The 11,377-nt window shown below is 69.8% G+C and carries 12 protein-coding genes; 3 read left to right on the plus strand and 9 right to left on the minus strand.

Annotated features, from left to right (window positions below):
- Positions 1 to 2: 2 nt before the first annotated feature.
- Positions 3 to 887: an ADP-ribosylglycohydrolase family protein gene (locus AJAP_RS31500; RefSeq protein WP_038524253.1), complete on the plus strand. Its 885-nt coding sequence runs from the start codon at positions 3 to 5 to the stop codon at positions 885 to 887.
- Here AJAP_RS31500 and AJAP_RS31505 read toward each other — a convergent pair.
- On the minus strand, positions 884 to 1,531 hold the full coding sequence (locus tag AJAP_RS31505; RefSeq protein WP_038518191.1) for a response regulator transcription factor: 648 nt from the start codon (positions 1,529 to 1,531) through the stop codon (positions 884 to 886). The genes AJAP_RS31500 and AJAP_RS31505 overlap by 4 nt on opposite strands.
- Before the next feature lie 88 nt (positions 1,532 to 1,619).
- Between AJAP_RS31505 and AJAP_RS31510 the strand changes: the two genes are divergently transcribed.
- A complete protein-coding gene (locus AJAP_RS31510) occupies positions 1,620 to 2,507 on the plus strand; it encodes an oxidoreductase (RefSeq protein ID WP_038518194.1) in 888 nt (295 codons plus the stop codon).
- 72 nt (positions 2,508 to 2,579) lie between these two features.
- On the opposite strand, the gene AJAP_RS31515 is transcribed toward AJAP_RS31510, so the two are convergent.
- Entirely contained in the window at positions 2,580 to 3,146 is a 567-nt protein-coding gene (locus tag AJAP_RS31515) for a hypothetical protein (protein WP_038518197.1), read from the minus strand.
- Between the two features lie 29 nt (positions 3,147 to 3,175).
- Here AJAP_RS31515 and AJAP_RS31520 point away from each other — a divergent pair, with 29 nt between their 5' ends.
- The gene (locus tag AJAP_RS31520) at positions 3,176 to 3,577 is read left to right on the plus strand and encodes a winged helix-turn-helix transcriptional regulator (RefSeq protein WP_228694658.1); all 402 of its coding nucleotides are present in this window, start codon (positions 3,176 to 3,178) and stop codon (positions 3,575 to 3,577) included.
- Positions 3,578 to 3,651: 74 nt separating this feature from the next.
- Here the strand turns inward: AJAP_RS31520 and AJAP_RS31525 are convergent, their stop codons facing one another.
- From AJAP_RS31525 to AJAP_RS31555, 7 genes are all read right to left on the minus strand, one after another.
- Positions 3,652 to 4,728 (minus strand): 3-deoxy-7-phosphoheptulonate synthase, encoded by a 1,077-nt coding sequence (locus AJAP_RS31525; RefSeq protein WP_038518200.1) that lies wholly within the window; start codon positions 4,726 to 4,728, stop codon positions 3,652 to 3,654.
- A 170-nt stretch (positions 4,729 to 4,898) separates the two neighbouring features.
- On the minus strand, positions 4,899 to 5,690 hold the full coding sequence (dpgD, locus tag AJAP_RS31530) for an enoyl-CoA-hydratase DpgD (RefSeq protein WP_037346444.1): 792 nt from the start codon (positions 5,688 to 5,690) through the stop codon (positions 4,899 to 4,901).
- Complete coding sequence (dpgC, locus tag AJAP_RS31535) at positions 5,687 to 6,901, minus strand: (3,5-dihydroxyphenyl)acetyl-CoA 1,2-dioxygenase DpgC (RefSeq protein ID WP_038518202.1); 1,215 nt, start codon at positions 6,899 to 6,901, stop codon at positions 5,687 to 5,689. The genes dpgD and dpgC overlap by 4 nt, the downstream gene beginning before the upstream one ends.
- Positions 6,898 to 7,560, minus strand: coding sequence for an enoyl-CoA-hydratase DpgB (gene dpgB / locus AJAP_RS31540; RefSeq protein WP_038518205.1), 663 nt, complete (start codon positions 7,558 to 7,560; stop codon positions 6,898 to 6,900). Before dpgB ends, dpgC begins: the two co-directional genes overlap by 4 nt.
- Positions 7,554 to 8,654, minus strand: a complete 1,101-nt coding sequence (dpgA, locus tag AJAP_RS31545; protein WP_038518209.1) for a 3,5-dihydroxyphenylacetyl-CoA synthase DpgA — start codon at positions 8,652 to 8,654, stop codon at positions 7,554 to 7,556. The genes dpgB and dpgA overlap by 7 nt, the downstream gene beginning before the upstream one ends.
- Before the next feature lie 198 nt (positions 8,655 to 8,852).
- On the minus strand, positions 8,853 to 10,517 hold the full coding sequence (locus tag AJAP_RS31550) for an ArnT family glycosyltransferase (protein WP_228694660.1): 1,665 nt from the start codon (positions 10,515 to 10,517) through the stop codon (positions 8,853 to 8,855).
- Between the two features lie 224 nt (positions 10,518 to 10,741).
- Positions 10,742 to 11,359 (minus strand): dTDP-4-dehydrorhamnose 3,5-epimerase family protein, encoded by a 618-nt coding sequence (locus AJAP_RS31555; RefSeq protein WP_038518213.1) that lies wholly within the window; start codon positions 11,357 to 11,359, stop codon positions 10,742 to 10,744.
- Between the last annotated feature and the right edge of the window lie 18 nt (positions 11,360 to 11,377).

Here is an 11,377-nt window from a genome sequence, read left to right on the forward strand (position 1 = left end):
CGATGACCATCGATCGGCGCACTCGCGCCTTGACCTCCCTGTACGGCTTGACCCTCGGCGACGCGCTGGGTTCCCAGTTCTTCGTCCCCGCCAATCGCGACCACTGGGCACGGCGGCAGCCGCCGCCCGGCCCGTGGCAATGGACCGACGACGCCGAGATGGCGTGTTCCGTTTTCGCCGTCCTCGACCGGACCGGCCACATCGACCCAGACCTGCTCGCCGCGAGCTTCGCGACGCACCACGACTTCGACCGCGGCTACGGCCCGTCCATGAACCGCTTGCTGCGTCTCGTCCGCCAGGGCGGCTCGTGGCGTGAACTCGTCGCGGATCTGTTCGACGGGCAGGGCTCCTGGGGCAACGGCGCGGCGATGCGCGTCGCGCCGCTCGGCGCCTGGTTCGGCGGCGAGCCCGACGAGGCAGCGCGCCAGGCCGCGCTTTCGGCCGAGGTGACCCACACCCATCCGGACGGGGTGGCGGGCGCGATCGCTGTCGCGGTCGCCGCCTCGCTGGCCGCCACCCCGGACCCGCCGTCACCGAAGGACTTCCTCGACCAGGTGCTGCGGCGCGTGCCGCCGGGCCGCGTGCACGACGGTGTCCGAGCCGCCATCCGCCTGGCCGACGAGCCCTCGGCCGCGACCGCCGCCCACGAACTGGGCAACGGCAGCCACACGGGCGCCCACGACACGGTGCCCTTCACCCTGTGGGTGGCGGCCCGCCACCTCGACGACTACGAGAAGGCCTTCTGGACCACGGCGGCCGCCGGTGGCGACGTGGACACCACCTGCGCCATCGTCGGCGGCATCGTCGCGACCCGTGTCGGTGCCGACGGCCTGCCGCCGTCCTGGCGGGACACCTGCGAACCGCTGCCGGATTGGGCGGGCGTCTAGACCAAGCCGAGTTCGCGCGCCCGGACTCCGGCCTGGAAGCGGGACTCGGCGCCGAGGGCGGCCATCAGTTCGGCCACCCGGCGCCGGTAGGTCCGCACGCCGAGGCCGAGGGTCCGGGCGGCGGCTTCGTCCTTGACGCCGCTGCCGAGCAGGTCCAGCACCGCGGGCGCGAGCCGCCGGATCTCGGACACCTGCGCGTCGAAGACAGCGAGTTCGGTGGCCGATCGCCAGGCCGCCTCGAACAGCGACATCACGCCCTGCACGGTTTCGGGCTGGGTGATGACGCTGTAGCCACGCTGCCCTGCGCTGAGGTCACCGGCGAGGATGACGAGCCTGCCGTCCAGGACGATCGTCTCGTTGAGGTCCTCGGTGGAGATCCGGACCTGGGCTCCGTGCCGGTCGCGGACCCTCGCGAGCTCCTGCGCGGCGCCCTCGTCGAGCAGCAGCCCGGCGCGGTAGATCTTGCGGATCCGGACCTGGCCCGCCCGGCGCTCGGCGAGCTCGCCGGCTCCGTGGGCGGCGACCCAGGTCGCGAGGTCGTTGGCCGCACACGCCAGGTCGGTGACGGTCGAGAACAGGTGCCCGACGCGGCGGAACAGCTCCTCCTCGCCGCGCACGACCGTGACCGCATCACTCGTCCGCATGACACCGATACTGCCCCAGCCGCGCGACCACGTGGCAGCTTGTTGCCATTTTCTGACTACGGACGGCCTCCTCACGACGCTGGTGGTCATGACGAACCTTCACGACACCTGGCGGCTCGGCGACCTCACCGTCAACCGCCTCGGGCTCGGCGCGATGCGGCTGACCGGGATGCCCTGGGACGAGCGACCCAAGAGCCGCGAGGACGCGATCACCGTCCTGCACCGCGCGATCGAACTCGGCGTCAACCACATCGACACGGCTTCGTTCTACTTCACGCCCACGCGGTCGGCGAACGAGCTGATCGCGACCGCGCTCCAGCCGTATCCCGAAGACCTCGTGATCACCACGAAGGTCGGCGCGGGCCGCGACCGTGACGGCGAGTTCTCCTTCGCCCGGCCGGATCAGCTGCGCGGCCAGGTCGAGGAGAACATCCGGCAACTCGGCCTCGACCACCTCGACGTCGTCAATCTGCGCTGGGGCGCCGCGATGGGCAAGGAGCCCGGCTCGGTGGCCGACCATTTCGGCGCGCTGGCGGAGCTGCGCGAGGCGGGCCTGATCCGGCACCTCGGCATCTCCAACGTCGTGGCGGACCAGCTGACCGAGGCTTTGTCGATCGCTCCGGTGGTCTGCGTGCAGAACCGCTACGGCCTGGCCGACCGCGAGGACGACGCCCTGCTCGACCTGTGCGGGGAGCTCGGCGTCGCGTTCGTGCCGTTCTTCGCCGTCACGACCTCGATTCCCGGCGCCGCTTCGCCCGGCGCTGTTCGTGGCGAGGCCGAGGTCGCGAAGGTCGCCGCGGCGCACGACGCGACTTCGGCGCAGATCCGGCTCGCCTGGACGCTGCACCGCGGCGCGCACGTCCTCGCCATCCCCGGGACCGGCGATCCCGGGCATCTGGCGGAGAACGTCGCGGCGGGCGGCCTGCGGTTGAGCGAGGAGGAGCTGGCTTTGCTGGACGGTGTGGGTCGGGGGTGAGCTCGCGGGGGTCGTGAGTCGCGTTTCGGGTTCTAACCCGAAACGCCACTCACGACCCACCGCACCGAAGGCTCACCAGCGGACCCGGCGGTCCACGGCGACCCAGTTCGTCTCCCAGGTCGTCCCGCCGTCGGCCGAGAACGCCTGCTCGAATCGCGCCTCGTCCGCGCCTTGCCGGAAGACGAGGAAACGCACCTTGATCGGACGGCCGCCGAGCTGGTCGTCGCCGTGGAACTCGCCGACGCCGTCATGGAACCCGCCGTAGACCGATGGGGTGAGCAGACCGTCACGCATGTTGACGAAGGTCAGGCTCCACCGCTGCGCCTGCGGTTCGTACAGCCGCAGGTTCAGCGCGTCGATGCGCCCGTCCGGGCCCGAAACCTCGAATTCGAGGGCGTTCGCCCGCCGGTCCATGAGCGGGCGGACGGTGCTGGTGCCCGCGAACTGGAGCCACTGGTCCGCGGACTCCGAAAGCGGCTCGGCGAGCACCCGCACCGTGGAGCGCCAGGTGCCGATCTCCCAGTCGAACGCGCGCTGGGGATCGGTGCCCGAGGTCGACGCGTCGCCCGACGCCGCCGTCGCGACCAGCATCAGGGCCGAAAGGCCCACTGTCAGGATTCGTTTGTATGGCACGGTCATGGTCCGAACTATCCGAGCGGAGGACGACCATGGACAAGAAGGCACTTCCGGGTAACCTTCCCCGTCCCAACCCGCTGCCGGGCTGTCCGATGGCCGCGGCGTTCGCCGCGATCGGCGGGAAATGGAAACTGACGCTGCTGTACTGGCTCGCCCACGGTGAATCCCATTTCGCCGGCCTCCGCCGCCGGGGCGCCCCCATCACGCCCAAGGTGCTGGCCGAACAGCTCCGCGAACTCGAAGCCGACGGGCTCGTCGAGCGCGTGGTCACCGGGCCGGTCCCGGCGCGTGTCATCTACCGGCTCACTCCTTACGGCGCCACGGTTCTGCCGGTGGTCGAGGGAGTCCGGGTCTGGGGCGAGGCGCATCTCGAACGCACCCGTGGCGACGCCGCGCCGAACGCCGCGATGGGCTGCGCCGACGCGATCGGATAGCGATCTCGCGTGATTGAACGGCGATCATGCGTGATTGAAGAGCGATCTCGCGTGATTAGGGGGCGATCACGGGGTCAGCGCACTCCGGAGCGGCGGGCGGCGGTGGCCGTGGCGAGGGTCTGCAGGACCTCTTGGGTGGCGGCGAGGTCGATGCAGGCGTCCGTGATGGACTGGCCGTAGGTGAGCGGCCGGTCGGGGTGGAGGTCCTGGCGGCCCGCCTGGAGGTTGGATTCGAGCATGACGCCGACGATGCCGCGCTGACCGTTCTTGATCTGTTCGGCGATCTGGCCGGCGACGACGGGCTGCCGGAGGTGGTCCTTGCGGCTGTTGTCGTGGCTGGCGTCGATCACGACCCGGCGGGGCAGTCCCGCGTTCTGCAGCGTGGTGAGCGCCGCGCGGACGGACGCCGGGTTGTGGTTCGGCGCGCTGTTGCCGCCGCGCAGCACGAGGTGACAGTCCGGGTTGCCGACGGTGTGCAGGATCGCGGGCAGGCCACTGGGGTCGACGCCGGGGACGACGTGCCGGGCTTCGGCGGCGCGGATCGCGTCGACCGCGACACCGACATCGCCGTCGCGGCGGTTCTTGAACCCGACCGGCATGGACAGGCCGCTCGCCAGCATGCGGTGGTTCTGGCTTTCCACGGTGCGCGCGCCGATCGCGCCCCACGAGACGGTGTCGGCCAGGTACGCCGGGATCGTGGTGTCCAGCCATTCGCAAGCGGCGGGCAGACCACCCTCGGCGAGTTCGAGGAGCAGGTCCCTGGCGACGCGCAGCCCGCGGTTGACGTCGCCGGTGCCGTCGAGGTGCGGATCGTTGATGAGTCCCTTCCAGCCGCCGACCGTGCGGGGCTTTTCGAAGTACACGCGCATGACGACCAGGAGTTCGTCGACGAACCGGCCGGCGAGGGCGGCCAGCCGGTCGGCGTATTCGAGTGCCGCGGCGGGATCGTGGATGGAACAGGGCCCGGCGATCACGAGCAGCCTGTCGTCCGTGCCGTCGAGGACGCGGAGGACGTTTTCCCTGCCGTGGCGCACCGTGTCGGCCGCGGTCGCGCTGAGCGGCAGTTCGTGGTGCAGCAGGGCGGGTGTGACCAGCGGGACCATCCGGTCGATGCGCTGGTTGTCGAGTTCGACCGTGGCGATGGTTGTCATCACAGATATCCAGGGTTTCTGCCGGCACCGGGCGCGGGAAAGCCGGGGTTTCCCGGCCCGGACGGCGGTCTCGGGTGAATTAGAAGCAGGCCCGGCATTTACTCGAGCGAGAATTCTCTTACCCCGAATGTTCCATCATCCGCCACGCGGAACAATGGTCCAACCCGAATTCAGCGACCGGTCCAGATCGGATCCCGTTTCTCGGCGAAGGCACGGGCGCCCTCGCTCGCGTCCGCGCTCGTCCGTCGCCGTTCTTCCCACGGATACGAGGTTTTGAACGCTTCTTCGAGCGGGAGGTCGAGTGATCGCAGCGCGGCCTCCTTGATCGCCCGTACCGAAAGCGGAGCGGCGCGCACCAGGTCGTCCGTCCATTCGGCGACGCACCGATCCAATTCCGGGAACGGGACGACCTCGTTGACCAGCCCGTGCCGCAACGCCGTCGCCGCGTCCATTCTGCGGCCGGTCAGCAGATATCCCATCGCCACCTTCTGCGGAAGCTGGCGCGGCAACCGGAACACCCCGCCCGCCCCGGCGATCAGACCGAGACGGACCTCCGGCAAGCCGAAGACAGCTTCTTCGGAAGCGACGACGATGTCGCACGCGAGCACCAGTTCGAAACCGCCGCCCAGCGCATAGCCGTGCACGCGTGCGACCACCGGTTTGGACAGCGTGAACCGGTCGGTCAGCCGGGGATGCCCCGGCTGACCGCTGCTGCCGAACGTCGACGCTTCAACGCCTTCGTCGGTCAGCCGCGCCCGTTCCTTGAGGTCCTGCCCGACGGAGAACGCCCGATCCCCCGCCCCGGTCAGGACCACGGCCCGGACGTCGTCGTCGGCTTCGACGTCGTCCCAGATCCCGGCGAGTTCCGCGTGCATCCGCCGGTCCATCGCGTTCAGCGCCTCGGGCCGGTCCATCGTCACGTAGGCGACGTGATCCTTCTTCTCGTACCGGACGCCGTTCATCGCGAGCCCACCGCGAAGCCGTCCACCTTGCCGATCACGTCCGCGCCGTAGATGCGCAAAGCCTGCTGCAACGCGAATTCGGCGATATACCGGCGGAATTCCTCCGGTGGTTCCTCGGAAAGGTTCACCATGCGCCGGTTGGCGGCGACGGCCTCCCCGTCGAGCCGGGCGAGCGCGCCGTCGATGGCCGCGTCCATCTCCTCCGGCGGCACGACCTCGTCGACGATCGAGCGGGCGTCCGGCTCGTCCGCCCGGAGCTTGCGGCCGCCGAGGATCACCTGCCGGGCCACCCGCGGCCCGGCGATCCGGGAAAGCCGGAAGTTGGACACGCCGGGGATGATCCCCTCCTTGGCCGCGGGCAGGCTGAGATACGCGTCGGACGCCGCCAGCACGTGGTCGAAGACCAGCAGCAGCTGGGTCCCGCCGCCGATGGCGAAGGAATCGACGGCCGCCATCCAGGGTTTGCCGGTGAACCGGGAATGCCAGGAATCGTCCGTGAGCAGACCGCGGAAGATCTTCTGGATGTACCCCGTTTCCCGCCGCAGCAGGAAATCCACCAGTGGGATGTCGCCGGAGCTGAGCTTCTTGAGGTTGATCCCCGCGCAGAACACGCGGCGCCCCAGATAGCGGGGATGGCTCATCACCCCGCCCCGCAGCAGTCCCACCCGGACGGACGGGTCGAGCAGCACCAGGTCGACCGCGGTCTCCATGTCGTCGACCTGCTGGGCGTCCTCGGCGTTCAGGCAGTCGTCCCGGCACAGGGTCAGGTGCGCGACGCCGTCCCGGCGCTCCAGCCGGACGGCCTCCATCTGCACGACCCCGGTTTCGAGGAACTCCGGGAGCAGCCGCCGCGCCCTGGCGGTGGGCCGGAGCATGGCGTCGAGCAGATGCGGGCCCGCCTTCGGCGCGCGCAGGATCCCGCGCAGGAAGATGCCCTGGTCGATCTCGCGCCCTTCCTTCTCCGCCTGCGGCCGCGCACGCTCGGCCGCCATCTGCGCCTCCGACGGCACCAGACCGGGGAAGGCGAGCGCGGCGGCGCGGACGAGCTCGTCGATCCGCAGGTACCGCGTCCGGCCGTCGGTGAGTTCGGCGTAGAGCTCCTCGGCGTGCGCCTCGACGAAGGCCGCGCGCAGCGTCCGGACCTCGTCGTCGACGCGGTGGGCCTCCCCCGCCAGGGCCCGGAGGTCGAGCCCTGGCGAAAGAGCCGTCACGACTTGGCTTCCCGCCGCAGGGCCCTGTCCGCCGCGGCCAGGTGGGAACCGAGCGCCTCTTCGAAGGTGGTCGAGCCCGCTTCGAAGATCAGCTGCCGCCGGATCGCCGTCTCGGCGCCGTCCACGACGACGTCCAGCTCCGCCAGCGTCTTCGCCGGATCGTCGGACACCTCGTCGATCAGGTCGAGGGCGAGCGCGCGCTCCGTCCCGATCGGGGCCCCGAGCAGCACGGCCCGGCGGATGCCCGCCGCTCCGGCCTGTTTGGTGAGCCGGTAGACGGTCATGCCCGGCCAGGTGCCACCGCCCGCCGACGCGAGCCGCAGCGTGGTGCCCGGTTCGGCGATCCGGATGTCGGCGGCGAGGAGCAGATCCAAGGCCGTTCCGGCGCATTCGCCCGACGCCACCGCGGCCGTGAGCCTGCCGAGGCGTTCGAACCGGCGCACGACCCGTTCCCATTTGGACACGAGCCCGACCGCCAGCCCCTTCGCCCAGTCGGCGGGCGGGGCCCCCGTGACGTGGATGGTCACCGGTCCCGGTTCACGCTGGTCCTCGGCTCGGTCGCAGAACGCGCCGATCTCCTCGACGGCCGCGGCCGACAGCGGACGGGATCCGTCGAAGCGCAGCACCAGTTCGCCCTTGATTTCGTTACGCGTCACCATTGAATAAGCGCCATTTCGATTGTGGAGCCAGGCCCCATGGTCATGAGCACGCCGTAGTCCCCCGGGCGGGCGACGTCTTCGTCGGCGAGCCGCTCGTAGGAGAAGAGGAAGGAGCCGCTGGAGAGGTTCCCGTAGTCGCGGAGCACACCGGTGGTGTGGCGCACGTCGTGCCGGCTCAGGCCGAGGTTGACGACGACGGCGTCGATCACCTTCTTCCCGCCCGAATGCACCAGCCAGTGCCCGATGTCGCTGCGGCGCAGGCCCGTCCCGGACAGGAGCCGGTCGATGACGATTTCGGCGTGCGCGCCGACCACGTAGGGGATCTGCGGGTCGAGGAAGAAACTGAACCGGTCCTGGTCACGGTCCCAGTCGTAGCGCATCGCGTCGACCGCGTCGGTGATGATGTAGCTGGCGAATTTGAGGACGCGCGGACCCGGCACGCGCCCGTCACCGGAAACGAGCGCGAGCGCCGCGGATCCGTCGCCGAAAAGACTGTTGACCACCGCGGTCCGCATCGTGCCGTCCAGCGCGTAGGCGGCGGAACACGCCTCGCTGCACAGGACGACGCCGAGTTCGCCGGGATGCGCCGCGGACCAGCCCGCGACCACGTTGAGCGCGTTGAGACCGGCGTTGCAGCCCATGCCCACGATGTCCGAGCGGCTGCAATGCGGGTCGATGCCCATTTCCCGGATGATGAGCGCGCTCAAGCCGGGCGTCAGGAACCCGGTCGAGGTGACACAGCACAGATGACGCAGATCCGAAAGCGTCGCGCCCGCCGACTTCAGGCAGGCCTCCAAGGCGCGGCAACCCATGTCGACGGCGATCCTCTTGTGCTTGTCGAGGAGGTCGCCCTGCGGTTCGGTCGCGCGGGCGCCGCCGGGACCCTCCGGCGGCAGGGTGAGGAAGCGCCGGTCGATGGCGCTGTTCAGGAAGACCGAACGGATCTTCGGATCCTCGATGTCGAGGATTTCGAGAAGTTCGGTCTGTGAGTACGACGACTCGGACACCGCGGTGCCCACGCCGGCGAATCGGGTGATCTCGGTGAGTCCGGTGAGGACGGAAAGGTCCTCGGCCGGTTCGATGATGGCCGTCATCGGTACATCCACCCCCATGTTCTGAGCTTGCTACGAAGCAGCTGCTTGAACTGCGCAGCGGGCATTGGTCTCACCTTTCGCGGATCTCAGTGGACATTTCCGAAATTAGGCTTCGTCGAACTCGATGGTCAACGCGTCCAAGCCCCGTACGGCAAGGGAAATCAGGCGGCCGACCGTCTCAAGTGGACTACACGTGCGTTACGGGCGGCGGTAGATCGTCATGGAATGGCCCACTCGCTCGATCGGCGTACTGCCCGCGATCAGGGAGCCGAGGTCGCCGCCGTGGCCGTTTCCGGGCGCCCCTCCCCCGCCCATGGGATCGGCGAACGCGCCGAGGACCGCGGAATCCGACACGGCGAGCACCCCGTGCACCTGATCCTCGGGCACCGTGAGCGGATCGGCGGCATCGATGCCGTAGTAGGACGGCAGACCGCTCCCCTGGTAGACGAGCCAGGTCCGCTCGCCCGCGTAGTCCTGTTTCAGGCGATCCGCCAGGCGGCCCAGATCCTGCCCCCAGTCGACGTTCGAGTCCAGCAGGTACTTGTGCGTGTTCTCCGGGCCTCCGAACGCCTCGTTGGAGTACGGGAGGTAGTACGGGAACGTCATCAGCGAGCTGACCGCGGCGAAGGCCACCACGGCGATCGCCGCCACCTTCACCCACCGCCGTCGCACGACGAGCACCGCGGCCGCGGCGACGGCCAGGAACATCGGCGCGAAGGCCAGGTACCGCACGCCGTTGTCACGGACGATCACCATGGCCGTGGCCATGAGCAGGGCCGTCGGGACGAGCACGTACGGCGCCGCCGGGCGCAGGCGCCGGACCGACAGCAGCACGGCGGCGCCCGCCAGCCAGATCGCCAGCGCCCCCAACGGTGTCTTCACCAGCAGCGCGGCGGGCCCGTAGTACCAGAGCGAACCCGTGTAGTGCCTGCCGAACAGGAAGTTGTGCCACACATGGTCTTCGAGTTCGAACTGGAACCGCATCCCGTCCCGCAACGGCTGTGGGAACGGCAGCCACTCGACGAGCGTGCGCATCCCGTGCAGGGGCTGCATACCCGACGGAGTCTCCCAGCGCAGGCTCGGATCCACGACGAGATACGACGCCCACACCACGGCGATCGCGATCAGCGCCATCCCGGCTCCCGCCAGCACACCGCGTCCGATCAGCAGGGCCGGGCTCTTCGGGTCGAGCCCACGGGCGCGGCGGGCATGCCAGACGGACAGCACGGCCAGTGGGACCAGGACCGGAACCACCACCAGGGAAAGCACCTTCGTGGCCGTGGCCGCGCCGAGGGCCAGCCCGGCGAGCGGGAGGTAGAGCCCGGGGCGGCGCCGGGCGCGCCACACCAGCCAGACCGACGTCAGCAGGAATCCGGCCACCGGCACGTCGAGCGTGGCCAGCGAGCCATGCGCGATGACGTCGGGCGAGAACGTGAACAGGGTGAGCGCCAGCACCCCGCCCGCGCGGCCGGCCAGATCGGCGGCGAACGCGAAGACGACCAGCCCGAACAACAACGTCAGCAGGATCACCGGGAGCCGGGCGGCCAGCATCAGCCGATCTGGGTCGTTGCCCGCTTCGTAGACCACGTGTTTGCCGAGTTCCCACTCGTGGCCGCTGAAGCCGGGGGCGATCTTCGGGTCGGTGAAGGCCACCCCGGCCGCGATGATCAGCTTGCCCAGCGGCGGATGCTCGGGGTTGTACCGCAGGCTGTGCTCTTCGAGGTAGACCACCGCGGTGCCGACGTAGACCGGCTCGTCGATGGTCGGGGACTGTTCCACGGCGGTCGTGATCATCGCGATCGCCATCTGCGTGAGCAGGGCGATCACCACGCCCGCGTACAACCACCGCTGGTGTCTGCGCACCCAGCGGAGAAACGCGTTGTCGTTCGAAGGGTCCGCTGACGGCTGAAGGCCATCGGTCGTCAAGTTCGGCGTCCTTCCCCCGGCGGGCCGGTGCGTCCGGCCCGCCCTGGATATCGATTACTCGGCTATGCGCCCGCGCCGACGAGGGCCATCACGGTCGGCGCCGCCGGTGGGGCGACGCCGTGTCGGGTCCGTGATGGCCCTCGTCGGCCGGGTGAAGAAACTCAGGCGGAGAGCGAAACTCCGGTCAGCTGCCGCTCCAGTTCCACGCTGGTGGCGTAGTCGGGAAGCAGCCCCTGCCGCTCCGCCTCGGCGAGCGTGATGGCGACCTGGTCGCGGTCGGACAGGATCGGCTCCACCTCGGTGCCGATCGGCAGGCTCAACGCGGGGTCCAGCGCCGAAAGCGCGAGTTCGTTCTGCGCCACGTAGCCCGCGGAAAGCATGTACGACATGACGGTGTCGTCCTCGAGCGCCACGAAGGCGTGGCCGACGCCGACCGGGAAATACATCGTCCGGAAATCCTGCTGGTCCATCAGGACCGCGTCCCATTTCCCGAACGTGGGCGAGCCGACCCGGATGTCCACGACGATGTCCAGCGCCCTGCCGCGGGCGCAGTAGACGTACTTCGCGATGCCCGGCGGCGTCACGGTGTAGTGGATTCCCCGCACCACACCGCGTTTGGACATGCTGTGGTTCGTCTGCGCCACCGGGAAGAGCGGGCTGCCGTGGGCTTCGGCGAAGGCCTCTTCCTGGAACGGCGAGACGAACAGGCCCCGGTCGTCGGGGAAGACGCGCGGGGTGAACTCGATCGCGCCTTCGACGGCGAGTTTGCGTGCTTGCACGGCTTGCTCCTGTGCTCG

This window comes from Amycolatopsis japonica, assembly GCF_000732925.1.
In the GTDB taxonomy this organism is placed as follows: domain Bacteria; phylum Actinomycetota; class Actinomycetes; order Mycobacteriales; family Pseudonocardiaceae; genus Amycolatopsis; species Amycolatopsis japonica.